This is a genomic window from Sphingobacterium sp. FBM7-1 (genome assembly GCF_020687765.1).
In the GTDB taxonomy this organism is placed as follows: Bacteria; Bacteroidota; Bacteroidia; order Sphingobacteriales; family Sphingobacteriaceae; genus Sphingobacterium.
Map to the genome: position 1 here is coordinate 206,194 of NZ_JAJEWJ010000001.1, position 25,690 is coordinate 231,883.

A 25,690-nucleotide genomic window follows, 5' to 3' on the forward strand; every position below is an offset into this window, starting at 1 on the left:
AAGACTTATGGAAGATAATATAGTACATTTTGATAAAGACACGCCTAAAATTGCTCAGGCGAACAAAGTAAAGTCATTACTTGCTGTCAATGGCGATGATGATACAATCGGATCAGTTGAATTTGATCTGTTGGTTTTAGAGGCTGGAAAGAACGTTGGTGGAGCAGTTAAGTTTACTGGAACGGAATTACCTGAACTTGGAGAAGGAAACGTTTATCTTGAGGTTTATGGTGGTGTAAATGGTAAAGTATTGACTTATGAAAGTAATAGTATTGAAATATTGCCCAATACCGTTGCAAAGCTATTTGGGGATGGAATCAATAATACTTGGGAAAAAACCGATGAGGCATATTTACCAGTAGATGCAAATTCAGTAAAAAAGGATGAAATTGGTGTTGAGGGTGGTGTCGCTGAATATGATACAGTTGCAGGGATTACATCCAAAAGCAAGAACTATGTTGACACAAAAAAACTAGAGGCAGGATACATCGACTCGTTAAATGGTGGTTATACATCTTCTCTAAATTGGATTCGATATCCTTATTCTACTGTTCCAAACGAGTTGAAAGGAAAGCAAGTAACTATTGGTCCGTTTGGAAGTGTACCTGCTGGAGGTTTGGCGGTATCCTTTAGGGATAATGATGGAATTTGGATGAATGAAGATTCTGTTGGTGGCAGTGGTTCAGCAACGCCCCAATTTATTACAGTTATAGTTCCTGCAAACGCTAAAACTTGGGGTTTCACACCTGCTAATGATCCTTCCAATAATGGGATCGGTACACGCCCTAATGATAATGTTTTTTCAAATTCTTTTATTGCTAACGAGGGAACTGAAACTATCCCCTACGAGCCATTTGGTGTGTCAGTTAAATCAGAAAAGATAGATCGTCCCGATTCGATAAAATTTTCTAACGAAATCACTGAGGAAGGTGAAGGCGCAGTACCTTCATCGAAAATTTTCAGAATCAAAGAAAGTATAGATTCGGTCGTAATTCCTGCAAATAACCTTGTAGATACTTCTGAGGATGTTGTTAGGGGGTACTGGAATTTGTCAGGCAGTCATAATAATTCTTCCAATTGGATTAAGACAGTTCGCAAGAGATTGCCTCAGTCAATTTTAGATAAATTAGATAATCATGAGCAGGTTTTTTTAGCAGTGAATGGAGGCGGTAGCGTTCCCTCATCAGGTGGGGCTGCCGTCATATTCTGGAGTGCTTCAGGAGCAATTGAGCAGATTATTGCTGGAAGTGGTAATACTACTTATCCAAGCGTCTATGAAGTTCCGCAAGGTGCAGTTGACTATGCGTTTTCTGTCGCAAATCAATCTTCTAATGGGGGTATTGGACTACGACCATTAGACAATGATTTTACAAATTCCTTTATGGTAAGTGAGGGAATCGTACAGTTGCCCTATGAACCCTTTGGATATAAAATTGATCCAGCAAAACTTCCTCAATCGTCGAACTCAAAGTATGATTTAGCTGAAGTTATTGTTCGTAAAACTTCCGACAATTATTTTCATATATATTATCATATCGGGGGTAATGATAATATGTGGTTTAGGATAAACTTACGTCGTTTTACGAATGAGTCCCGATTTATAGATGTATGGAGGTTAGATGAAGGCTGGATTGTCATGCGAAATAATGATGTGTTCACAAACATCAGGCAAGTAATATTAACTGGTGTATATGAAAATGCTATATATCTTAATGAGCCTTCTTATAACAACGCTTTAGGATCATCTCACGGATGGGAAATGTTATCGGATGATGGCTTTAGCCTATTCATGGATGGTAAACGTATCGATGTTGACGGAATAGAAAAGGATGTAAAAGGAAGATACCTTACTTTTTGTACGAAAACTGGTTTAAAGAAAGCCGATGGTTCGGGCGATGTAGCTTCTTCGTTTAAGAAATGGGAGTTTAGAAACGGAGTTTTAAAATTAAAAAACAGTATAGATTGGAAAGAACATTTATATCTGAGAGTTGGTAGTTCTAACGGGGCTTTTGTGACGATGTGCTCTGTTATGCGTAGTGATATTTTGGGTAACATCACGCATTCGGCAATGAGTAACGAAGATGGAACTATTTATGATGTTTCTCAAGCAGGTTTTACCACAACAATAAATACCGATTTTCAGAATACAAAACGTAATTCAATAGTGCTATGGGGTGACGAATTTAAAGCTGAAGTATCCATGATAAAAAAACAAGTCATCCTTGGAGATGGAGGTATATTGCCATATGCTTATTCAAATTCAGGGATGTTCGTTAAAAATACTACAGCTCCAAATTATAACAAAATTTACGGCACTATGGGTGGTAATGAGGTAAATCCTGGGGATTTTTGGGATGTAGAGACTGAGTACAAATTTAGTAATATCAATCAGTAGCCGATTTTATATGAACATTGAGATTTTTAGAAATCAAATATCTAATATTAGATTACCATTGGAATCAGGCATCTATACAAAGCGGTTGATGTCAGAGCATACGCTTGTATTTACCATCAATATAGCAAATGTTTTAGATATTACCATTGGGGATTACTTAACCTATAAAGGTGAAGTTATGACCGTTAATCAAGAACCGCAATACACCCAGCTAGGAAGCAACGTATTTGAATACGTTGTGACCTTTCAGGGTGCAAGGCATACATTGGAACGGTTTAAACTGAAGGATGAAGGTGCATTTGTGTTTGATTATTTCGGAGACCTGACCGATTATATGTTTATGTTTTTGGAATGTCTCAATTCGATTGATTCGGGCTGGACGGTTGGAGAATTGGAAGACGTTGAACCGTTTGCGTTAGAATTTAACAAAATCGATTGCTTGTCAGCTTTGAATGATATTGCTGAAGCCTCTAAATGTGAATGGCAGATCGTAGGTAAAGAAATAACCATCAAAAAAACAGTTGGAACGGCTAGAGCTTTGACATTGCGATACGGAAAGGACAACGGTCTTTACTCATTGTCACGTCAAGCTTTGGTCAACAGCTCCATCATTACCCGTGCTTATGCAGTAGGTGGGACACAAAATTTACCTCAGGGATATTCAAAAAAGCAATTGACGTTAGATGGTTATCTTGATGATCCTGTATCTGTTGACCTTTATGGAATACGTGAAGGAATTTTTGAAGATCATGAGATTTATCCTAAACGTACTGGATCGGTTACAGGGGTCGAGCAGATCAATGACCGTACCTTCAGTATTTCCGATAGTAGCTTAGATTTTGATTTGAACGGTCAACGTATTGAGGGAACTGAAGCAAAAATTGTTTTTAAGTCGGGAGGTTTGAACGGTCAAGAGTTTGCAATTCTTTCTTATAGCCCTACCTCGAAAACAATTCGATATAAAGCAAATGAAGATTCCAACGGCAATGTTACCCCATTTGGGGCAATGGTTGCTGAAGTCGGTGATTTATATACGCTTATTGGTATAAGAATGCCTGAAAGTTATGTTACATCTGCTTTATCCGAGTTGGAAGCAAAGCGATTGGAATATCTGAATTCAAATAAAGTGCCTAGAGTGGTCTATGAACTTGATACGGACATCCTTTGGCTAAAGAGACAAAACACCGAATTGTATGAAGGCGATATTGTTCATGTAGTGGATGAAAAGATAGGACTTGATGATAACATTCGGGTGACGGCTGTCAGCTATCCAGCTATGTTCCCTGTACTAGAACAAGGAATGAAGTTCACAGCTGAAATTGGAAACGAGGTCACATATACACGCATCCAAAAGGCTGAAAAGGATATTAAAGAAACCAAAGAAGTTGTTACTCAGGTTAGCAAAACTAGCATTGAAAATGATCGCAGGAACATCCAAGCCCTAAATGAATTTAAAGGGCTTGTGTTTGATCCTGATGGAAATTTGGAAGACGCCTTGATTCAGGCTATTGCTGGATTGTTCGGTACGGATAGCATGTACTATGATTTGGATAGCATTTCTTTGACTGTCAATGCTGGAAATGATGCTAATGCTATCAGTTTGACAGCTGGCAAACTCATACACAAGCGTTATAAAATTGATGGGCTTGGATATATATGGGATTTGCCTGTTTTTAATGCCAATGGTCTAATACCTACTAAACCATACTATTTGTCTGCCAAATGTTCACAAACAGCTTTAACTGGCGAATGGGTTTTGACAATAGATCAGCAAGCTGTTGATTCGGAAAACGGCTACTGGTTTTTTAATCTTGGTGTACTTTCATCCGTTATCGAAGGTAAACGATCCTTTAGACCAACAAAGATGTTTACCATGATCAGCGGTGGTGATATTGAAACGGACACAATTACTGCTTATTTTATCAATGTGGTTCGGCTCTTTGCTCAGTTGATTAGTGTTGGTTCTGATGGTTATTCAAATGCAGGCATTTCGGGGCTTGCAGATGCTGGTAATTCATCTGTAAGGTTTTGGGCTGGTGCAACGGCTGAAAATAGAAATACAGCACCTTACAAAGTTCTTAATGATGGATCAATGTCAGCAACAAAAGGTAAGATCGGGGGCTTTGAAATTGATTCTACTACATTACGCTCATCAAATGTTGATGATGGCGGATCAAATCCTACAAATCCATCCAGTGGAATTATATTAAGTGATTGGGGTGTTTTGAGCAGAAATGCAGGTATGAGCTTTTTACCATCATCTACAGGTTTAGATTTTTCAGGGTCTTTAGTTGGCGAAGCTTCTGTTGTAAGACCTTCTGAGCGACCAATTTTCACATCAAATGTTCGTGCTGGTGTTATCGGTGTCAGGAGGCAAGATTTAGCAGCACAAGCATTGCAATTGCTTTGGGGAGCGTGGGGGCGTTATGGTGCAATGTTATCAAGCGTTAAGTTTCTTGGTGCTATGTACGAACCTGTAAGGGTTGATAATGAAAATGCTGATACTTACATAACTGAATTTGATTACTACGTTGCCAAAGGTGGCTCAAATTCAAATGTATTTCTTCCATCCGTTGGAGTTGAAACAGGACGTTCAGTTTTAATTAAAAATGCTACAGGCGGTAATATCACAATCTATGGTAATGGAAGCGATATCTATAAAATGGATAACACGGCTTCAGGGAATTCAAGTCTTGTTCGTGGAGGAACTTACAAGTATAGATATTCAGGAAGTCAGTGGCTTGAAGCTTATGGGTAAAAAGTAGCCTCCAGTCTTTTATTGGTCTCTCACAACGTCAAAAAGAAAATGCACAAAGCACCATGCTGGAGGCGTAAAGCTCTTGCTGGCAATTTGTGCATTTTGTCGTTGTGAGAGGTACAAATATAGCACAATTCAACTTAAACTTTATAAGAGATTATGGAACTATTGAAAATTGTAAAAAAGACTTCAGGACTAGGGGAATTAGTAATAAAACCAATTGAAAAAAGGATCGCAAAAGAACTGATTGTAAAAAATCATTATAGCCACAAATGGAACGATGGCGGTTTCGGAAAATACAACTTTGGGATATTTAAAAGCAGTGATGAGGAAAATTGTTTGGGTGTTGCTGTTTATGGTTATTTAAAAAATCCAAATGCAAGGCTCTTTGAGCATCCTAATGAAAAAGCTTGGATGAGTGAACTAAACCGTATGTGGATATCTGATGAATTGGGTAAGAATGCAGAAACTGTACTTATTGGGGCTTCGTTGAAGCTGATAAAGAAAATGGATAAAGACGTTGTGGCTGTTCAGTCCTTTGCTGATGGCAGGCTTGGATGTGGTACAATTTACAAAGCCTCTAACTTTAAGTATTTTGGATATCACAATACTTTGTTCCTAAGAAATAAACGAACTGGTGAAGTAGTACATCAGCAGATATTCACAAATAGCACCTCAACTACTGGATATTTGAGAGCTAACATTTCATATTTGTTGGGTGATTTTGAAACATTCAGCGTTAAAACTTATAGGTACATTTATCCTTTGTGTAAACACTTCAAATTCATCAAATCAAAAGAGCAAACATACCCAGAGTATGAAAAAGGAGAAACACCAACACAGTGGGTTAGGAATACCACACTAATAAAAGATAGGTGTGTTAAGATGGTTTATGAATTGGTTTCAAAGTAATGTTAAAAGCCCTTTAAATTTGTTTTAAAGGGCTTCATTTATTTAATGCCTAATGGCTTGTTTTCAGTTGTTTTTAAAATGAAAAAAGGCTAACTTAACACTATAAAAATACAAAATTCGATTGATAATAACAACAAAAATATGTGTTTAAATGCAAATAAATAACCCTTTTAAAATTGGTACATTTGGTTTTGATTTTTTTTAAAAATTTTGGGTCAAGCGGTTTTGGCGATTTTAAACCTAATAATTTAATTGGCTTTAAAGCTAATTTTCGGTATCGTTATGACGTTTTTACGGCTCCCGATACCAATAAAGGTGCACAGGTTCTCCGGGAGCATCCGGATATGCAGATTATCTTTTGTGATCAGCGCATGCCGGGCGAAATGGGCATTGATTTTTTCAGTCGTATAAAGAGTGATTTTCCGAGGCCGATCCGTATATTGCTAACAGCACATGCGGATTTGGAAACCGTTATAGATGCAATCAATACAGGGCATATATTTCGGTTCGTGCGTAAACCTTGGATTGAGGAGGAGATTATTTCTGCTGTTGAGGAAGCTAGTAAATTGTATATGGCGACCTCCTTGTTGGATATTCGGAATGAGGAGTTGCAAAAGGCATACGACGAGTTGGATAAGTTTGCGTATAGTGTAAGCCATGATCTTCGGGATCCCCTTACCGGGATTTTATCGGCGCTACAATTGGCATCGAGCTTGGATAGTCTAACGGAAATTCGAGAATTACTGGGCTTAATGGAAGGTTCGGTGACCATGCTGGATGATTATATCAATAGTTTGCGAGATTACTATCTATTGCGCCGGGGCGAACTTAACCTTTCGGCGGTCGATTTCAATGAGCTGTTCGCAAACATTCAACAGTTTTATAAGATACATACACAGAACAGTCGCTTACAATTTAACGTCAGTGTGCAGCAGGAGGAAGCGTTTCAGGGAGATAAGGCCGTGCTGGAATTGATTTTACACAACCTACTTTCGAATGCCTTTAAGTATCAGCAGAAGGATATAGCCGTCAATCAGGTTAATTTAGCGGTGGAAGTTCGGGAGGGGCACGCCTTTATAACCGTGAAAGACAACGGTATCGGCATTTCTCCTAAGAATATTGATAACATCTTCAAACTCTTCTTTAGAGATAGCGATCAAGCAGAAGGTATGGGTTTCGGCTTGTATAACGTGCAGAGCGCGCTTTCGAAGGTTCAAGGCACGATCAAGGTAGAATCCGAACTGGGGATAGGTACCTGTTTCCGTGTAACAATCCCGAGTAAATAACCTATAGGGTTAAAAAAAGCAGCCTTAAGAAAGTAATTTCTGACGGAGCAAAAATTCCAATTGTTCGTTAGACACCTCTAGTTTGGAATAGGTTTCTAAGATCTGTTTCTTTTCGGCATAGATCTCATAGGCGCGTTGGATGGTCTCATCAAGCTCTTCTTCACTCCACGGTTTGCTGAGGTAATGAAAAATTTTCCCTTTGTTAACCGCGTCGATGACCGCACTCATATCGGTATAGCCCGTGAGTAGAATGCGCATGGAGTCCGGATTGATTTTAATGATTTCTTCTAAGAATTCTACCCCCGTCATTCCCGGCATACGCTGGTCCGTAATGATGATATCGATCGGATGTGCTTTTACCATTTCTATGGCCTTTGCGCCGCTAATAGCGGTGTAGACCTTATATTTCATCCGAAAAGTAGCCTTAAAAGAAATTAGGTTATTTTCCTCGTCGTCCACGTATAATACAGAAATTTTACCGCCCTTATTTTCCATTTTCTTTAATCCTTTTACACTGAGAAAAATGTATACCAAGGTAAAGACAATATTTGGGGAATTAAAGTAACAAATATTGTCGTAATGTAATTTTTTTGTTTCGACGTCGTTATGGTGAGCTAATATTTTTAGTATTTTTGTGGTATGGATACAAACGAAGAGACCTATTTCAAGGGCAGAGGCGCACAGGTTAATCCTCATAATAAATTTTTTGAACAGCAATATGTGCAGGAGTATATAGAAGGTTTGGATGAACCGTTTCTTGCGGCTGAGGGGACAAAGATTATCGGGACGTACCCTAAGTCGATCTTGGCTAAGGTGGATAGTCCAGATATCGGATTTTCCCGTTCTTTAAATCCTTATCAAGGGTGCGAACATGGTTGTATTTATTGTTATGCGCGCAACTCGCACCAGTATTGGGGGTACAGTGCGGGTTTGGATTTCGAACGGAAGATTCTGGTAAAATATAACGCTGTGGAGTTGCTGGAAGAGGCGTTTAACCGAGAGACCTATACGCCGGAATTGATTTTTATGTCCGGCAATACGGATTGTTACCAACCGATTGAACGTAAATTACAACTTACCAGGCGGCTTTTGTCAACGTTTTTGACGTATAAACATCCGGTTTCGTTGATTAGTAAAAATGTGCTAATGCTACGTGATTTGGATATCTTAACCGAATTGGCAACACTTGGTCTGGTTCGGGTGTCCGTAACCATCAACAGTTTGCGGGAGGAAGTGCGGCGTAAGATGGAGCCGCGTACGGCTACGGCAGGGGCCAGACTGAAGTTGATCGAGCAATTGGCGGAACGGAATATTCCGGTGTCGCTGATGATTGCGCCTATTGTTCCCGGCATCAATAGTGACGAAATGCCGGCCTTGATCAAGCAGGCGGCCAATGCGGGGGCACGATGGGCTAGTTACACGATTGTTCGTTTAAATGGCGCGATCGCACAAATTTTTACAGATTGGGTACATAAGAATTATCCCGATAGTGCTGCCAAGATTATACACGGTATTGAGGCTTGCCACGGCGGAAAGTTGAACGATAGTCAATGGGGCAGAAGGATTCGGGGGGATGGGGAGACTGCTGCTGGCATACGGCAGTTATTCAACATTGCTGTCCAGAAATATATGAATGGTCCGGCTGCCCCGCCTTTGCGAACGGATTTATTTACGAGGCCCAATCGGGACGGGCAATTGCAGCTGTTTTGAGAAAAAATGAAGCGCGCTAACCTCAGGGCTAGCGCGCTTCCACTACCGAACGTATGGGTTATTGTTCGATCGGTTCAGGTGCTTCTTCGCTAAATAACGGAAGCTCCTTGATAATGTTGTACCAAGATATGATTTTTTTCATATCCGAGGCGTATACACGCGACTCGTCGTGTCCCGGTGCTACTTCCCGGAAAAATTCACGTAAAGCTTTCCCGTCTTTGCTATCGGGTAGATTTTCGCCGCGTTCTTTGATGTTTGCAAATACGTCCAATAAGCGTATTTCTTCTTCTTCACCGTAAATCGTAATGTCTTCCAGCGTAGCCATTTTTGTGGTGGATAGGTTGACGGTGGATTTGATTTTCTTTTCGTCTAACGTTTCTAAGATAAATCCATTTTTACTCTGTCCGACCAATTTAAAAAGGCCTGGTTTTCCCGTAACTGATACTAAAGCTCTTAAATTCATTTTTATTTAGTTACTATCCTTCGATAACCTCTATTCCTAATATGCGATCGCCCTGACGGATATCATCTACCAAATCAACATTCTCGATGACTTTACCAAAACAAGTGTGGTTTCTGTCTAAATGCGCCGTATTGTTGCGGCTGTGACAGACAAAGAATTGCGAGCCTCCGGTGTTTCTGCCGGCATGTGCCATAGACAATACGCCGCGATCATGGTATTGGTTCTCACCCGTCAATTCACAATCGATTTTGTATCCGGGACCTCCGGTACCAGGTACGCCGCTTGCACCTTCCCGTGTGTTGGGGCATCCGCCTTGAATAACGAAGTCAGGGATTACCCGATGAAAAGTCAGTCCGTCGTAATAACCTGATTTCGCCAATTTAATGAAATTGGCTACTGTATTGGGAGCGTCTTCCGTGTAAAACTGCACGGTCATATCGCCTTTTTCCGTCTTAATAATCGCTTTACTCATGTTTTCATATTTATATGGAATTGCAAAGATAAAATTTCTCGACGAATTGCGGTGGTCTAATCGTTAAGATTTGTTAACACATTTGTTCTGCCATGCTTGTTTTTACTAAAAAAAGTAGTAGATTTAACTAACCATTTATGCTTGTTGACATGGAAAAACTTATTATTCGGGAATGGTCGGAAGCCGACCGCCCGCGCGAAAAGTTATTGGAACAGGGTAGGAGAGCTCTGTCTGATGCGGAATTGATGGCGATTTTGATCGGCTCGGGCTCCCGAAAGGAAACAGCCGTAGAACTCTGTCGTCGTATACTAGCGGACGCGCAACACAATTTAAATAACATTGCTAGGTTAGAGGTGCCGGATCTATGCAGCTACCGTGGAATCGGTGAAGCGAAGGCCATCAGCATTATAGCGGCGCTGGAGTTGGGGCGCCGTCGTCGAGAGATGCAGCCAGAAGTTATCCCAATATTGAACAGCAGCCGAAAAGTATATGATTATTTTAGCGGCTATATACAGGATTTGCCGCATGAAGAGTTTTGGGTACTATATTTAAATACCGGATGCAAATTACTGGATAGGAAGCTGATAGGTCGTGGCGGAAATGATGCAACGCCGGTTGATGTGCGGGTTGTCCTGCGCTTCGCATTGCAGGTACAGGCAAATTCCATGATATTAGCCCACAACCATCCGTCGGGCACGCTGCGGGCCAGCAACGCCGATAAGCTCATCACCAAACGTATTGTAACCGCCGCGGAACTGATGGGTATTGGCGTAAATGACCACATCATTTTTACGGATACCGCTTATTTCAGTTTCCGCGACGAAGGCTTGTTGTGAGCAAGGGCTATTCTAGAATAGACCGAACATTTTGGCTTCTATTTTTTCGATAATATGCCCGAGGTCTTCCGGTTTGTTGGCAAAGTCGAGATTGTCTTGGTCCAAAATCAATAGTTTGCCATCTGTGTAATTGCCTATCCATTTCTCATACTTGTCGTTGAGTTTGGATAGGTAATCTAAACGGATTGCTGATTCATAATCGCGACCTCTTTTTTGGATGTTACTCACAAGCGTCGGTACGGAAGCTTTGAGGTAAATCAATAAATCAGGTGGCTTGATATAATGTACAATACTCTGAAAAATACCGCTGTAGTTTTCAAAATCGCGGGCGCTCATCAATCCCATGTCGTAGAGATTCTCGGCAAAAATATAGGCGTCTTCATAGATGGTACGATCCTGAACCATGTTGATCTGCTGATTTTGTAAGTCTACGATATGCCGAAATCGGCTATTTAAAAAGAATATCTGTAAATTAAATGCCCAGCGTTTCATATCCCCGTAGAAATCCTCCAGATAAGGGTTGTCTTCCACAGCTTCAAATTGCGGTTCAAAATTAAGATGACGCGCAATTAATTCCGTTAAGGTGGTTTTTCCGGCTCCTATATTTCCTACGATGGCTATATGCATAGTTACAATTTTTTTATTCCAATGATTTCCCTGACTTCCTGTATAGTTTTCCGTGCGCTTTCACTTGCTTTCTCTGCACCTAACCGAATGACTTTTTTAACGTATTCATCGTCATTGGAGATTTCCTGAATCCGCGAACGGACAGGTTCCGTGGCAGTGATGATATCTTCAGCGAGCTGCTTTTTGAAATCGCCATAACGTATTTCACAACGGTTGTATAAATCGTCGAAATGTTGCAATGTATCGGGGGTGGACACGACTTTCATCAAATCAAATAGATTCTGAATGGGTTCCGGTTTTGCTTGATTCATAGCAGTAGGCCCCGCATCGGATACGGCCCGCTTTACCTTTTTGAGGATCACCTCCGGCGTATCACTCAGGTATACGCAGCTGGCTTCGCCATTCGATTTCCCCATCTTCCCGTTTCCGTCTAGTCCCGGAATTTTAACTAATTTATCGCTGTAAGAGAAAGCAAAAGCTTCCTTGAAATAGTCGACATTATACAGTCTGTTAAAGCGGTTACCAAATGTGCGCGTCATTTCTAAGTGCTGTTCCTGGTCTTTTCCAACCGGAACTTTGGTGCCGTGATGAAGCAAGATATCACAGGCCATTAAGACGGGGTAGGTCAACAAGCCGGCATTCACATTGTCCGGATTGGCGCGAACTTTATCTTTAAACGCCGTCGCTCTTTCCAGCTCGCCCAAATAGGCATTCATGTTCATGTATAAGTAGAGCTCCGCCACTTCCGGAACATCCGATTGTACATAAATCGTGGATTGTTCAGGGTCGATACCGGCTGCTAGGTATTCGACCACCACTTCTCTTACCGTACGATTTAAGTGTTCAGGGGTAGGATGCGTCGTCAAGGAATGCAAGTCTGCTATAAAGAAGAAGCAGTTGTATTCGTGCTGCATTTTGACGAAATTACTCAACGCTCCGTAGTAGTTGCCCAAATGTAATTTACCGGTACTTCTAATACCGCTAACAACAGTTTCTTTCATGTCGCGAATTTACGGATTAATTGCTAATTAAAAAGGATTGAGAGTTCAGCTATAGTTTTTTCGCCTCGTTCCAATAAACATCCATTTCGGCCAATGTCATGTCTTTCAAATCCTGTCCTTTTTCGTTTGCCCGCTTTTCCAGATGACTAAAGCGCTTGATGAATTTGGTATTAGTACGTTCTAACGCGTTCTCGGGGTTGATGCCTAGATGTCGCGCGTAATTAATGAGCGAAAATAGGAGGTCGCCAAACTCGGCTTCGGCTTTCTCCTGATCGACGGCAACCGTGTCTGTCAAGTTAAATTCGTTTTTAAACTCGGCTAACTCTTCCTCAACCTTTGCCCATACTTCCGCCTTGTCGTCCCAATCAAAGCCCACGCCACGCACTTTGTCCTGTATCCGGTAAGCTTTTACTAGTGCGGGTAAGCCTTTGGGAACGCCCGATAATACGGACTTATTGCCTTCTTTTAGTTTGATGGATTCCCAGTTGTTTTTTACATCTTCCTCATTTTCCACCTGAGTATCGGCATAGATATGGGGGTGTCGGACCACGAGTTTATCGCAGATAGCATTCAGGACGTCTACTACGTTGAATTGCTGCTGTTCGTCGGCAATTTTTGCGTAAAAAAGTAAATGTAGCATCACATCGCCCAGTTCTTTTTTTATTTCCTGATAGTCTTTTTCCAAGATCGCATCGGTCAGTTCGTATAACTCTTCTATCGTTAGAAGCCGTAAAGAATCCATTGTTTGTTTGCGGTCCCAGGGACAAGCTATGCGGAGGGTATCTAGAATGCTGATCAACCTTTCAAAGGCTTTTCCGGGTGTGTATTGGGGTTCGGGTATGGGATATGCCATAGTTATTATCTACCTATTTATCGAAGCTGTTTTATCAAAGTTATTCAAAGCTAGCCAAAAAAAGCGAAAACAGAACAGCCCGTTAGCGTGTTATCTTATTGAACTTGTATGAATCAAAAACAGACAAAGAATATATATTATGGATACAAAACACAATTACGAGACGACCGATGTCGCGTTGGCCAGATTAAAAGAAATGGGATATGACGTAGATTTTAACGTGGAATTTGATGAGATCCTTGCCGATGCAGAAAATTATCAGATTGATTATCTCTATCGTTACGAAGGTCCGTCGAATCCCGCGGATGAATCCACCGTGTATGGTATTTCGAATGCACATAATGGTAAAAAAGGCGTATTTGTTGCCGGAAATTTATCTTTGATAGAAGGCAAAAAACGGGATATTATATTAGCACTGGAAATTAAATATAAAACCGGACGGCACGCTTAATTTAAAAAAAATGTTACTTTAGGGAATGCAATTAATTCCCTATCTAAAAACTACATTCGGGTTATCCGATGATTTGTTAGAACATCTTGGACAAGTTTCAATCACAAAATCTTATGTGAAGAAAGATATTATTCTAGATGCGGGACATTATTCGCGTAATATCTTTTTCATTGAGAAAGGGCTTGTCCGGATGTTTTATCATAAATCAGGTAAAGTTGTTACGCATTATTTTTTTGCGGAGCATACTTTTGCAGCGGGTACAGAAAGTGTATTCTATCACAAAAAATCTATCTATGGTATCGAAGCGCTTGAGCCTTCGACCATTACGTTAATCCCGTTTGATGCCATAGAAAGGTTAGCATCCCACTCTATAGCAATGAGCAGGCTCATACAAGAAATTTTATTACAAGCATTGATTGGATTCTCCAGCCGCCTGCAGAGTCTGCAATTTGAAACAGCACAAGAGCGTTATCAACAATTAATGGAGCAGCACCCTAATATACTCTTGCGTGCGCCATTAGGAGATATCGCTTCTTATTTGGGAATTTCTCAACAAACGCTCAGCGTCATTAGAGCACAGCGTTAGCTTGGTATCGAGTGTCAACCATTTTTTTAAGATATCTTAAAAAAAGCAAACCGAATTAACCAGATATTTGTTTCGCAATAAATAGGTAAAGATTATGAACAAAAAATGGATATGGATTTTTACATTGTTTAGCGGAGTTCTCCAGCAGACAGGAAAAGCACAATCCACTATTGATCCTAGAGTCAAAGAAATAATCCAACAGTCATTCCAAAACAATAAGGATTTGCAACTCAAAAACTATGAGGTTGATAAAGCCAACCTGGAAGCAGAGGGTGTGAAAGCTAATAAACTACCCCATGTATCAGCAACAGGCTTGTATGGTTTTATGTACAACAATGGGAGCCTTGATATTCCTACACTCAATCTGCCGGTATTAAATCTAGGGCTATTTGACGGGGCGACAGATTTTAATCTTAGATCACAAGCTGCATATGGGGGTGTATCTGTAAGACAAGTTATTTTTTCGGGATTGCAGATCCCCAATGGCGAACGTGCACTCCAAGAAAAGGCGCGGGCACAAGGGTATCTAGCCGAAGCGGGAAAAGAGGGAATGGCAAAGGAGATTGCGTCTACGTTCGATCAGCTGATGTTGTTGAACGAGGTTGATAAACTGATTGTAGATTCCGAACGGAGGTTGACAAAGGAACAGGAAAAAGTGAATAAGGCCATCGAAAATGGATTGGCTATACCATATGATCGGGATAAACTTAAACTTGCTCTGTTGGAATTGGAAGAAAAAAAGGTGGAGTTAGCTGGAAATCGTGCGTTACTGGTCAAAAAAATACAACAGGAAACAGGTTTGTCGACATCAGCAGTAGAAGAGGTATTGTATAATCTTTCGCCCATCTATCTATCGGATGTACCAACGGGAGTGGAGGAGCGTTCCGAATTAAAAGCGTTGGATGCGTCATCTAAAGCTTATGAATATCTGTATAAAAAAGAAAAAGGGGCGTCACTGCCGACGGTTTTTGCTTTCGGCTCAGCGAGCTATTTGAATCTTCATAACACTAATTTAACCATTAAAGACAGACCCGTAGTAGGTGATATCAATCTTTCCACCAACTATCTAAAAGGTAGACCTAACTTTATGGTTGGCGTGGGGGTGAGATGGGATATCTTTAACGGTGGGGAGCACCGAAATAAGGTAAAGCAAGTACAATTAGATCTAGCCATCAATGAAACGAAGCTTCTTGACGCAACGGAAAAATTAAATCTGTTGCTGGATAAAAACAAAGTCAGTTATACCACTAGCAATCAAAAATTGAAAGTCGGTGACCAGCAGGTAAAAGTTGCCCAAAATAATTTGAAGATGGCTTCGAAGCAATATGAAGCTGGTTTGATTGACGTAACGGAACTGTTGGCAACCGAAAATGAATGGTATAAAGTCAATCTTAATTTTTACAGCCATGTTTTGCAGCAACGTGCAGTGGCATTGGAATTATTACATACATCAGGAAAACTATTACAAACCATATACGAATAGAAATGAAACAGTTGTACCTTATACCCTTTGCTTTCTTGTTTTTTGCTTGCAAAAATGAAGTTCGGGAGAAGCCTCTGGAAGGAAAAGTAGAACGTGAACAAATAACGGTTGTGACAAAAGTTCCCGGAAAGGTGGCGGAAATACGTGTTCAAGAAGGAGAGTTTGTACATGCGGGAGATACGTTGGTGATATTGGATATCCCCGAAGTAGATGCAAAAGCAGAGCAGGCACAAGGAGCTCTACAATCTGCCGAAGCACAATATAATATGGCGACAAAAGGTGCTACACGCGGCCAATTGATACAATTGCAGGCTAAGGTAGACGGATTAAAAGAGCAATATGAATTCGCCGAGAAATCTATCAATCGCTTGAAAAACTTATTGCGTGACAGTCTAGTATCGCAGCAACAATATGACGAAACGTACGCCAAATACCAAGGAGCGAAAAATCAATACCTTGCGGCGCAAGCGGAAATGGAAGAGGCGCGGAATGGTGCTCGTTACGAGCAGCAGGTTATGGCATTAGGTCAGAAAGAGCGTGCTTTAGGGGCGGTAGCGGAAGTTAAGGTAGCTGCACGGGAAAAATACCTTATCGCTCCGCAGGATATGAGTGTGGAGACCGTTAATTTAAACGTAGGGGAACTCGCCACTGCTGGATATGCTGTTATCAATGGTTACATTAACAATGCGACTTATTTCCGGTTTACTGTTCCTGAAAATAGAGTAGGTAAATTAAATAGAGGAAGTGAAGTTATCCTGCGCGTCCCTTATTTGGATAATAAAGAAATCAAAGGTAGGGTAGTGGCGATGAAAGCATTGAGCTCGTATGCGAATATTTCTACGGCTTATCCGGACTATGATAACCAATTGACGGTATTTGAGGTTAAAGTAGTGCCTCAAGATCATGCAGAGGTAAGTGATTTGTTAACAAAGACGCTGGTTGTTCTTCAAGCACCATAGAAAGGATTAGAACGTGAAAAAATTTATCGAACTCATTCAACGCGAGTTTAAGCTCTTTTTCAACAACAGTGTGCTAATGATGCTCTTTATTGGCGCACCTATTCTCTATGGTGTATTGATCGGGCATGTGTATCAACAAGGGAAAGTAACGGAAATGCCGATTATTGTTGTCGATGAGGACAGTAGTCCAATGAGCGCTACTTTTGTTGACATGATGAACGACAACGAAAGCATCAAGGTGGTGCGTATGCTGCCATCGCTGTTTGATTCAAAGGAGATTGCTATTGAACATGATGCAACGGTTATTGTGCATATCCCAAAGGGCTTTGCAGCAGGTGTCCAGCAAAAGCGGGTTCCGGAAGTGACCATTTTTGTGGATGGTTCCAATACCCTGACTTCAAATACAGCTGCCATGGCAGTGAATGTCTGTGCGATGACGCTCAAAGCGGGTGTACAAATAGAGACGCAGATGAAACAAGGCGTTCCTGCCAAGATTGCAGCTGAACAATACGAACCTTTCAAAACGACCATGGTAAGGCAGAATATCCGAAGTGGTAATTACCTGTATTTTATGCTGCCGGGTGTATTGATTATTGTATTGCAACAGGTACTACTGTTGGGGTTGGCGTTATCTTTTTCCTCGGAATTTGAAAACGGTACCTTTGTCGAATTAGCGCAGAGAATGCGGAATCCCGTAGGGCTTATTTTTGTTAAAATTATTCCTTATATCCTCATGTCCATTGGTATATTGATCTTGTATTGGGGATTTGGAAAATGGTATGAGATGCCGCTGCATGCCGACTTTTGGTGGTTTGTGTTATGTACGTTTGTCTTTATGCTAGCGGTATGTTTTATCGGTGTTTTGGTAAGCATCGTTTTGCCGTCACAATTGAAAGCCACGGAGATATTAATGGTTATCGCAACACCAGCGTTCATTTTAAGTGGTTTCACCTGGCCGTCTAGTTTGATGCCAACCTGGGTACAGCTTATTGCGGATGTCATTCCTTCTACCCACTACCTACGCATTTTTAGAGTTATGTTTATCCAGCACGGAGAAAATTATCATACCTATAGCGGTTTAATCGCCATGGCCATTATTGCTGCAGTGTGTTTTGTTATTGCTACAGTAGTGCTGGCCGTGAAGATACGGAAAGTAAAGAGTAACCAATAACTGGTTACTCTTTACTTAAATTCCCATTTCCTTTAAAATAAATTGTGCATTGTCGATTTTATCGGCTATCCATAAGACGTAGCGAATATCTACACCAATGGAACGGCTATAATCTTCGCTCCAGGCAAAATCGTTTATGGTCGCATCATAGGCACGGTCAAAGTTGACTCCGATTAATTCGCCATGGGCGTTCATAATGGGTGAGCCCGAGTTTCCTCCAGTGGTATCCATGTTATAGAGAATATTTACCGGAACATCGTTCAAGTCTTTCTTGGCGTAAGCACCGAAATTTTTTTCGAGCCACGCGGTTTTGATACTTTCGGGATATTCATATTCCGCTAATCCGGAATTGCCTTTTTCCAACAGTCCTTTTATCGTAGTAAATGGACTCATATAAGTGGCATCGGCAGGGCTGTATCCTTTTATATTTCCAAAGGTAAGGCGGAGCGTAGAATTGGCGTCCGGAATAAAGTTTTTCGCCTGATATCGCTCTTTGACCGCTACATAGTCGCCCATTAATCTATTCAAGTTGCCTTCCCGGCGCTTTTGTTCGGCATTAAATGTTTCCCGTTCGTTGTCCAGCTCGTCCAGCATTACTAATAGGTCATCGTTATAATTCTTAAGTGATTGGATATCTTTCAATATCGTTTGGTAGAGCAGCTCTTTGTTGTTGAGTTTGGATTTTTCTAAAACGCTAACCAAGTAATCGCCTGCTTCTGTTTTGCTCGCGAAATTTTTCTTCCCGAAGTAATTTAGTTTGTTTACTTCGTCCAGCTGATAAGCATCTTCGAACATCCGACGACCAATGTTTTTGTCGACCGTAAGGTTATAACTTCCATATATATTGTCTAGGTATTCTCTTAGTTGATTGATGTTTAGAGCAAACACTTCTTCTTGCGCTTTAAGTCCATTTTGTTTCAAAATCGCTTCTTTGAAATCCCGTATGGTATACGCTACGCGTAACAAGGAGACGCTGCTGTAGATATTGTTGAACCAAAGTTCTTTGGGTGCCAGGGCAAACACTGCTTGATAGTGTTCGTCTATATCCGCCATCAAGGTGCCGTATCTCGCCTGAAGACTGGGCTTGCTGTCGATGAACTTCCGTAGCGCCTCGTCTTCCTTTGTTTTACGATCTACCAAATCCAAATTTTGTAAACCTTTCAGTTTTCCGCGATAGTTCTTCATCACATTCGCATTGCGTTTTATGCGTGTAGCCAAGGCAAGCGCTGTTTTCGGATCTTCTTTTCCGACTATTAGCATCTGTTGATTTTGAAAGTCGTATAGTTCTGATGTATAGGGTAATAAATATTTCTGTTGATACGCAATGTACTGTGCGGGCCGGTGCCGAAACGTTCTGCCCGGATAGCCTAGTATAAAGACGAAATCATTTTCGTTGACGCCTTTGGGATTTACTTTGAGATGCTTTTTCGGTTGGTAAGGCACGTTCTCTTTGGCATATTTTGCAGTGGAGCCGTCTGGTGCAACATAAGCGCGCAGAAAGGAAAAGTCACCAGTGTGCCGTGGCCAAACCCAATTGTCGGTCTCTCCGCCAAACTCTCCGATATCTTGCCTCGGGACATATACCAGACGTACGTCTTCGATAGTCTGGTAGTGGAAAAGCACATAGCTTTTTCCGATAAACATCTCCGATACCTCGGCTTTAATGGTAGGGTCCGCTGCTTCGGCACGTTTAGCAATTTCTGCGCGTTTTTTGTTGATAATATTTATACGCTCTGCTGGATCGCTAACCGAAGTGACGGCATTTAGGATTTCTTCAGATACGTCTTCGTAAGATTTTGTAATTCTTATGGTTAATCCCTGCGCTTCAATCTCCTGCTCCCGGGTGTTGGCCACAAAGCCATTCTTCAGGTAGTTGAATTCGGGCGAACTCGCTAGTTGTACTGCGCTAAAGGCGCAATGGTGATTCGTAATAATGAGTCCGTTAGGCGAAACAAAGGAACCCGAGCAGCCACTTACTTGGACCAGGGCGTCAACTAATCCAATCTGACCGGGATTATAAATATCTTTCTCCGCTATTTTTAATCCGGCTTTTTTTAAGCCTGCCCGATTCAGTTCGCTTAGGGGGAACATGCCCTCGTCGGGAATGGAGGCTGAAAAATTAAATACACTCGCCGCCAATAAAAGCGTACACAATAGGCCGCCTTTTAATTTTATATTCATCATACACTTCAAATTTAGCGTGATTCAAAGTTAAGAAAGTTTTCTAACTTGGGATAAATCAATAGCAGGGCAACGGGAAATTATTACCTTTGAATAGTTAAAGTTGATCGAATGACATTAGTGCAATTGGAATACGTTATCGCGGTGGATACGTACCGTAGTTTTGTGGCAGCAGCCGAGCGGTGCTACGTCACGCAGCCTACGTTAAGCATGCAGATCCAAAAGTTGGAAGAATCCTTGGGTGCGAAAATCTTTGATCGGAGTCGCCAGCCTGTCGTACCTACCGAAGTAGGGGAAAAGATCATTCGACAGGCACGTGTGGTTCTGAATGAAAGCAAGAAAATCCCGGAATTACTCCAAGAGGAGATGGGGGTGGTTTCTGGCGAACTAAAGTTGGGTGTTATTCCGACCGTGGCCCCATATTTGCTCCCGGATGTATTGACCAATATCTTGCGGCGATATCCGCAACTAAAATTGGAAATATGGGAGTATACTACAGAGCGTATTATACAGGATCTTAAGACAGGGCGCCTAGATTGCGGGGTTGTATCTACACCCTTGCAGGAGAATGGTATTGAGGAAATGCCCTTATATTACGAAACCTTCGTCGCTTATGTTTCGGAAAAAGGTCCGTTATTCGAGAAGAAGATCGTAACAACAGACGAAGTGTCAAACGAAAAACTGTGGTTGCTGAATGAAGGTCATTGTATGCGCGGACAGGTACTGAGCATGTGTCATTATAAGCATAATCAATCAGAGGATGGAACATTTGGCTATCATACCGGTAGCGTAGAAACACTGAAACGGATGGTGGATGTCAATGGCGGTGTTACGGTTTTGCCGGAGATGAGTGTTTTGGCCTATGATGAAGACCAGTTAAATCGGGTTCGGTATTTCAAAACGCCCGAACCTGTCCGGGAGATCAGCTTGATAACAGCAGCGAATTTCGTACGAAAGCAAGCGTTAAATGCGTTGAAAGATGAAATTTTAAATAGTGTACCCGAACGTTTTAGAACGAAGAAGAAAAAGGAAATCATGCGATTCAACCTTTAAGGAGGCGTAATGGATGAAGATAAACCTTAGGAGAAAATTAGATAGATTAAACCGTTGGCGCATGCAGAAGATTTCTAATCGAAATTTTCTAATCATGTTGGCTTTTGTGGTAGGGATTATTGGTGGATTAGCCGCTGCTTTACTAAAAGGCTTAACGCACTTTATTGCCGCCACGTTGCAGAATGATATTGACTGGCAGTATAAATATTCTTTTTATTTGGTCCTCCCACTGTTGGGAATTTTATTGAGCGTACTCTACGTGCGCAAGGTGATTAAAAACAAAAAGATGGATCACGGCATCACGCCGATAATATATGCTATATCCCGAAAATCCAGCAGAATAGAGCCCCACAATATTTATTCCCAGATTGTGACGAGTGCCATCACGGTTGGTTTTGGAGGATCTTGCGGACTGGAAGCTCCTATTGCTTATAGCGGTTCGGCAATAGGGTCGAATACGGGCCGTTTTTTTGGCTTAAATTATAAAGAAGTAACGATGCTGCTAGCCTGTGGCGCTGCTGCTGGAATTGCCGGAGCTTTCAACAGTCCGATAGCCGGCATGATTTTCGCGATCGAGATCTTACTCCCTGAGTTTTCTATACCGGTTTTTATTCCCCTATTGATTTCTGCGGCGCTGGCCTCCGTCGTATCTCGGTTGCTGTATAGTGAGCCGCTTTTTCATACCGTGAGTAGCGATTGGGAAGTCGGCGCACTTATTTTCTATATATTATTGGCTGTAGTGGTGGGCTTATATACCGTTTATTTTGCAAAGATTAGTACAACTGTAAAAGCTTGGTTTTCGAAAATTAGCAATCCCTACAACAAGGTCTGGTTTAGTGGGCTGTCACTCGGCGTGATGATCCTTATTTTTCCAGCGTTATACGGGGAAGGGTATTTGACCATCCAACAAATGTTGGACGGTCAATTTAACGCTATCGTGAAGAATAGTCTATTTGCCGAATACAGACATATGGCAGGCGTGGTAGTCTGTTATACCGTGCTAACGCTATTCGCAAAATCTCTTGCTTCCTTGTTTACGTTAAACGGTGGCGGAAACGGGGGGATGTTTGGACCGAGTCTGGTTATGGGTGGATTGCTAGGTTTTGCCTTTGCCTACGGCATTAATCAAACCGGTATGGTCATGCTAAATGTGCCCAATTTTGTAGTCGCCGGTATGGCGGGCGCACTGGCTGGCATCATGCATGCACCCTTGACCGGCTTATTTTTGATTGCCGAGGTTACCGGCGGTTATACGCTGATGGTACCTTTGATGCTCGTAACGTCTATTTCTTACCTTATCAATCGGTCTATACTTCAATATTCCATTTACACAAAAGTGCTTGCCGACTCTGGCGACCTCCTGTCTTATGAAGACAAGGATCGAACAGTATTGAGTATGATGAAACTGCGGTATGTTATTGAAACTAATTTTGTGATTTTACGGCCCGAGGAAACCCCCCTCGAAAGAAAACTAGCGATCATTCATTCCAAACGGAATATATTTCCGGTCGTAGACCATAAGGGGAAACTGCTGGGGACGATCCATATTGAGCGACTATTGTCTATGCTGTTGAATGAAGAGGAGGGAGCAGATAAAGCTTTCGAACATTTGGCCCAAAAGCCCAATGACGTCGTGCGGGAGGAGGAAAATATGGAAAGTGTAATGACGAAAATGAATAAGGACGATGTATGGATATTACCCGTGGTGGACACCAATGACCGCTATCTAGGATTTATTTCGAAGTCCAGCGTTTTCAATAAATACAGAGCCTTGTTAGTACGTCAGGGGAATTACTTAGCCTGATCCCGCATTGCCATTATTCTTGATACGTATTTCCCCACGATATCAAACTCTAGATTGACCGTCTCGCCTACGTTAACATGTTGTAGATTGGTGTGCGCGATGGTATAGGGGATAATTGCGACGGAAAACCGATCGGCTTGCGAATTAACCACAGTCAGGCTAATTCCATTTACGGTAATCGAGCCCTTTTCTACCGTGATATTTTGCAAGTCTGGTTGATAGGCAAAAGTAAATAACCAACTACCTTGCTGTTCTTCTTTTGCCACACAAATGGCGGTCTGGTCTACATGCCCTTGCACAATGTGGCCGTCAAATCGACCGTTGGTCGGTGTACAACGTTCCAAATTAATCAGGTCGCCGGCTTTAAGATCGCCTAAGTTAGATTTAATCAAGGTTTCCTGTATCGCGGTTACCTTATGGACATCGTCCTGGATATCGACGACCGTTAAGCATACACCGTTATGCGCTACGCTTTGGTCGATCTTGAGCTCCTTAGAAATAGTCGATTGTATAAAAAAGTGGATATTCCCCAAATCCGTTTCGGTGCGGGTCACAGTTCCAATAGTTTCGATGATGCCGGTAAACATACGCTTTGTCTTTTTTTACAAAGGTAAGGCTTTATACCTTCTTTTCCCCGTAAAAAAAGCGTCTAAAAGTTGGGCAGTCTAACAATATATTATACCTTTGTAGAGGTTTAGGTTGATTATCCCGATTTCGGGAACATATTTTAAAGCCTGGGAAATCGCAAGATTACACCCGGGCTTTTTTAATGGAAGACCGTAAATTGTCGATTACGATGAAAGTAACGTTATTGTGTATAGGGAAAACAGATGAAAGTTTTATCAAAACGGGTATCGAAAACTACCTGAAACGGCTGCGCCATTATGTGCATTTCGATCTGTCTGTGATCCCTGATATAAAGAATGCTAAACACCTGACGCAAGAGCAGCAAAAGATTCGAGAGGGAGAGCTTCTTTTAAAACAACTTCATAACGGAGACTATGTCGTTCTATTAGATGAACGCGGGAAATCCTTTGGCTCAGTCGAGTTCGCCAAATACCTCGAACAGAAAATGATCGGTTCGGTCCAACATATCGTTTTTATTATCGGTGGCCCCTATGGCTTTTCGGACGAGGTATATCGTCGGGCGGGTCAAAAGCTATCGTTGTCCAAAATGACCTTTTCCCATCAGATGGTCCGTTTGTTTTTTGTAGAACAACTTTATCGTGCGTTTACCATTATACGGGGTGAGCCTTATCACCACGAATAAAGATTTTTTTATGTAAATTTACGAGAGATATCATCATCAAGGAAAAAGATACTGCTATGGACATCAATAAATTTAAAAGAGACTATAAATTTAAAAGTGCAGAATCGGACAATGATAGCAAACGTAATATGATTATTATCGTACTCGGCGTTATCGTGGTGATTGCTTTGGCGTACTTTCTAGGATAGCTTACAAGATTAGTTCCCGGAATTGCTGCCAGGCCATCCGGTCTGTTTTGAACGTGAGATCCGTCTCCTGAAGGTTGGCTGCTGGAATAAAACGGAATACCTCCATTTTGTCCTGTTGTTTTTCTCTTGAAAAATCAAAAGGACTGGTTTTTATATCGAATAAGATCGGACTCTTTGCCTGTACTTGGTAGTATATAGAGATAATTTGGCTCTCGTTAAAGCTGGACTTCTCATAGAAATCCGTGGTGTAGATATGGCGGACGATATCGATCTCCAGTTGACATTCTTCCATAAATTCTCTTTTGAGTGCATCAACCAGCCCCTCACCATACTCCAATCCGCCTCCCGGAAATTTGGTAAAAGATACATTAAGCGCTTTTTCGTCACTAATCAAAACTTCCTTGGTATTTGTAATTAATAGACCGTAAACGCGAACGTTAAAATACATCTGAGGTTATTTTTTATATTACTAAAGGGTTTGAAATCCATTCTCGATCGCCAGTTCATCTACGCCAAAAAAGGAATAATGTTTCGGCAAAAACCAACGTAAGGTATTCATAATGGTGTTGAAGTCCTTTTCGGAGGGGAACTGTAGGGGGATAATATTGAATACCAAGTCTTGCGATGCACGCACTTCGTCGGTGTAATTGCGGGCAATTAGCATCAATTTAGGGTTTTTTACCCCGGAATACTGTAAAAATTCGCGGATATGTCGGCGAAGAAAACTAGGGAAAATATCTTCGGACGGCTGCCCTACCAGAATTTCCTCGTCTTTGGATATACCCACATATTCGTCCGGATTAGAAAACATGCGGTTATCCGTATAGAAAGAACCGTTGAGTTTCAGGTTTACTAAATCGCCATATGAAAAAATCCAGTCAGGTTGTTCTAAGTGGGCGTTGATCACGACACCAAAACCTTGCTCTAATATAATGTCCAGCTGTTTTTTGATAACAAAAGCTTGGAAGCTTTCGCCGGTAGTAACAGTTTGCAGCTGAATGTAAGGGAAGCCATCATTACTCAGGGCTACTTCGGGCTCGCCAAGTTTCAAATTTGCTTCATCGATATATTTTAAAAATAGATCTCGCCATTGTTCGTCCCGCTCCGCAAAGGGCGTTTGCATCAATTGATTAATAGTAATCGTTTTTTCGAGATCCCCTAATAAACTTTCCTGTTGATTGTTAGCGTTATTGCTCATACTCATTATTTCTCTCCCACTAAAAAGAGCCTA

The 25,690-nt window shown here is 41.5% G+C and carries 25 protein-coding genes; 15 read left to right on the forward strand and 10 right to left on the reverse strand.

All coding sequences use genetic code 11. The features are described from left to right. Positions 1-7: 7 nt before the first annotated feature. The 4 genes from LKO28_RS01025 (at position 8) to LKO28_RS01040 (ending at position 7,351) form a co-directional block, all read left to right on the forward strand. The gene (locus LKO28_RS01025; protein ID WP_227692654.1) at positions 8-2,395 is read left to right on the forward strand and encodes a hypothetical protein; all 2,388 of its coding nucleotides are present in this window, start codon (positions 8-10) and stop codon (positions 2,393-2,395) included. A 10-nt stretch (positions 2,396-2,405) separates the two neighbouring features. Further along, complete coding sequence (locus LKO28_RS01030; protein WP_227692655.1) at positions 2,406-5,153, forward strand: phage tail protein; 2,748 nt, start codon at positions 2,406-2,408, stop codon at positions 5,151-5,153. A gap of 159 nt (positions 5,154-5,312) precedes the next feature. Then, positions 5,313-6,065, forward strand: a complete 753-nt coding sequence (locus LKO28_RS01035; RefSeq protein WP_227692656.1) for a hypothetical protein — start codon at positions 5,313-5,315, stop codon at positions 6,063-6,065. 185 nt (positions 6,066-6,250) lie between these two features. After that, the gene (locus LKO28_RS01040) at positions 6,251-7,351 is read left to right on the forward strand and encodes a sensor histidine kinase (protein ID WP_227692657.1); all 1,101 of its coding nucleotides are present in this window, start codon (positions 6,251-6,253) and stop codon (positions 7,349-7,351) included. A gap of 24 nt (positions 7,352-7,375) precedes the next feature. Here LKO28_RS01040 and LKO28_RS01045 read toward each other — a convergent pair whose 3' ends face one another. Further along, positions 7,376-7,846, reverse strand: a complete 471-nt coding sequence (locus LKO28_RS01045; protein WP_227692658.1) for a response regulator — start codon at positions 7,844-7,846, stop codon at positions 7,376-7,378. A 144-nt stretch (positions 7,847-7,990) separates the two neighbouring features. Between LKO28_RS01045 and LKO28_RS01050 the strand changes: the two genes are divergently transcribed. Then, a complete protein-coding gene (locus tag LKO28_RS01050; RefSeq protein ID WP_227692659.1) occupies positions 7,991-9,061 on the forward strand; it encodes a PA0069 family radical SAM protein in 1,071 nt (356 codons plus the stop codon). 58 nt (positions 9,062-9,119) lie between these two features. Here the strand turns inward: LKO28_RS01050 and LKO28_RS01055 are convergent, their stop codons facing one another. Continuing rightward, the gene (locus tag LKO28_RS01055) at positions 9,120-9,524 is read right to left on the reverse strand and encodes a DUF5606 domain-containing protein (protein WP_227692660.1); all 405 of its coding nucleotides are present in this window, start codon (positions 9,522-9,524) and stop codon (positions 9,120-9,122) included. A 13-nt stretch (positions 9,525-9,537) separates the two neighbouring features. After that, entirely contained in the window at positions 9,538-9,996 is a 459-nt protein-coding gene (locus LKO28_RS01060; protein WP_227692661.1) for a peptidylprolyl isomerase, read from the reverse strand. Between the two features lie 149 nt (positions 9,997-10,145). Between LKO28_RS01060 and radC the strand changes: the two genes are divergently transcribed. Beyond that, complete coding sequence (radC, locus tag LKO28_RS01065) at positions 10,146-10,832, forward strand: RadC family protein (protein ID WP_227692662.1); 687 nt, start codon at positions 10,146-10,148, stop codon at positions 10,830-10,832. Positions 10,833-10,844: 12 nt separating this feature from the next. Here radC and LKO28_RS01075 read toward each other — a convergent pair whose 3' ends face one another. The 3 genes from LKO28_RS01075 to mazG are packed head-to-tail and all read right to left on the reverse strand — an operon-like array spanning position 10,845 to position 13,313. After that, on the reverse strand, positions 10,845-11,459 hold the full coding sequence (locus tag LKO28_RS01075) for a deoxynucleoside kinase (protein WP_262905949.1): 615 nt from the start codon (positions 11,457-11,459) through the stop codon (positions 10,845-10,847). A 2-nt stretch (positions 11,460-11,461) separates the two neighbouring features. Continuing rightward, on the reverse strand, positions 11,462-12,460 hold the full coding sequence (trpS, locus tag LKO28_RS01080) for a tryptophan--tRNA ligase (RefSeq protein WP_227692664.1): 999 nt from the start codon (positions 12,458-12,460) through the stop codon (positions 11,462-11,464). A gap of 49 nt (positions 12,461-12,509) precedes the next feature. Continuing rightward, positions 12,510-13,313 carry a nucleoside triphosphate pyrophosphohydrolase gene (gene mazG, locus LKO28_RS01085; protein ID WP_227692665.1) on the reverse strand — a complete coding sequence of 268 codons (804 nt, stop codon included), beginning with the start codon at positions 13,311-13,313 and terminating at the stop codon, positions 12,510-12,512. Between the two features lie 139 nt (positions 13,314-13,452). Between mazG and LKO28_RS01090 the strand changes: the two genes are divergently transcribed. The 5 genes from LKO28_RS01090 (at position 13,453) to LKO28_RS01110 (ending at position 17,963) form a co-directional block, all read left to right on the forward strand. Continuing rightward, entirely contained in the window at positions 13,453-13,764 is a 312-nt protein-coding gene (locus tag LKO28_RS01090) for a hypothetical protein (RefSeq protein WP_227692666.1), read from the forward strand. 25 nt (positions 13,765-13,789) lie between these two features. Beyond that, positions 13,790-14,350, forward strand: coding sequence for a Crp/Fnr family transcriptional regulator (locus LKO28_RS01095; RefSeq protein ID WP_227692667.1), 561 nt, complete (start codon positions 13,790-13,792; stop codon positions 14,348-14,350). 94 nt (positions 14,351-14,444) lie between these two features. Continuing rightward, positions 14,445-15,833, forward strand: a complete 1,389-nt coding sequence (locus LKO28_RS01100) for a TolC family protein (protein ID WP_227692668.1) — start codon at positions 14,445-14,447, stop codon at positions 15,831-15,833. Positions 15,834-15,835: 2 nt separating this feature from the next. Continuing rightward, the gene (locus LKO28_RS01105) at positions 15,836-16,792 is read left to right on the forward strand and encodes an HlyD family secretion protein (RefSeq protein WP_227692669.1); all 957 of its coding nucleotides are present in this window, start codon (positions 15,836-15,838) and stop codon (positions 16,790-16,792) included. Positions 16,793-16,805: 13 nt separating this feature from the next. Beyond that, complete coding sequence (locus LKO28_RS01110; protein ID WP_227692670.1) at positions 16,806-17,963, forward strand: ABC transporter permease; 1,158 nt, start codon at positions 16,806-16,808, stop codon at positions 17,961-17,963. Between the two features lie 15 nt (positions 17,964-17,978). Here LKO28_RS01110 and LKO28_RS01115 read toward each other — a convergent pair whose 3' ends face one another. Next, positions 17,979-20,144 carry a S46 family peptidase gene (locus tag LKO28_RS01115; protein ID WP_411028032.1) on the reverse strand — a complete coding sequence of 722 codons (2,166 nt, stop codon included), beginning with the start codon at positions 20,142-20,144 and terminating at the stop codon, positions 17,979-17,981. Positions 20,145-20,255: 111 nt separating this feature from the next. On the opposite strand from LKO28_RS01115, the gene LKO28_RS01120 reads away from it, so the two are divergent. Further along, complete coding sequence (locus tag LKO28_RS01120; protein ID WP_227692672.1) at positions 20,256-21,197, forward strand: hydrogen peroxide-inducible genes activator; 942 nt, start codon at positions 20,256-20,258, stop codon at positions 21,195-21,197. A gap of 61 nt (positions 21,198-21,258) precedes the next feature. After that, positions 21,259-23,001 carry a chloride channel protein gene (locus tag LKO28_RS01125; protein ID WP_227692673.1) on the forward strand — a complete coding sequence of 581 codons (1,743 nt, stop codon included), beginning with the start codon at positions 21,259-21,261 and terminating at the stop codon, positions 22,999-23,001. Here LKO28_RS01125 and LKO28_RS01130 read toward each other — a convergent pair. After that, positions 22,989-23,588: a riboflavin synthase gene (locus LKO28_RS01130; RefSeq protein WP_227692674.1), complete on the reverse strand. Its 600-nt coding sequence runs from the start codon at positions 23,586-23,588 to the stop codon at positions 22,989-22,991. The two genes, LKO28_RS01125 and LKO28_RS01130, sit on opposite strands and share 13 nt — an antisense overlap. Positions 23,589-23,797: 209 nt before the next feature. On the opposite strand from LKO28_RS01130, the gene rlmH reads away from it, so the two are divergent. Next, positions 23,798-24,271: a 23S rRNA (pseudouridine(1915)-N(3))-methyltransferase RlmH gene (gene rlmH, locus LKO28_RS01135; RefSeq protein ID WP_227692675.1), complete on the forward strand. Its 474-nt coding sequence runs from the start codon at positions 23,798-23,800 to the stop codon at positions 24,269-24,271. Between the two features lie 56 nt (positions 24,272-24,327). Next, complete coding sequence (locus tag LKO28_RS15395; RefSeq protein ID WP_262905950.1) at positions 24,328-24,459, forward strand: hypothetical protein; 132 nt, start codon at positions 24,328-24,330, stop codon at positions 24,457-24,459. 1 nt (position 24,460) lies between these two features. Here LKO28_RS15395 and LKO28_RS01140 read toward each other — a convergent pair whose 3' ends face one another. Both LKO28_RS01140 and LKO28_RS01145 read right to left on the reverse strand, forming a co-directional pair. Next, complete coding sequence (locus tag LKO28_RS01140) at positions 24,461-24,907, reverse strand: NUDIX domain-containing protein (protein ID WP_227692676.1); 447 nt, start codon at positions 24,905-24,907, stop codon at positions 24,461-24,463. Positions 24,908-24,928: 21 nt separating this feature from the next. Next, entirely contained in the window at positions 24,929-25,657 is a 729-nt protein-coding gene (locus LKO28_RS01145) for a hypothetical protein (RefSeq protein WP_227692677.1), read from the reverse strand. Positions 25,658-25,690 lie beyond the last annotated feature (33 nt).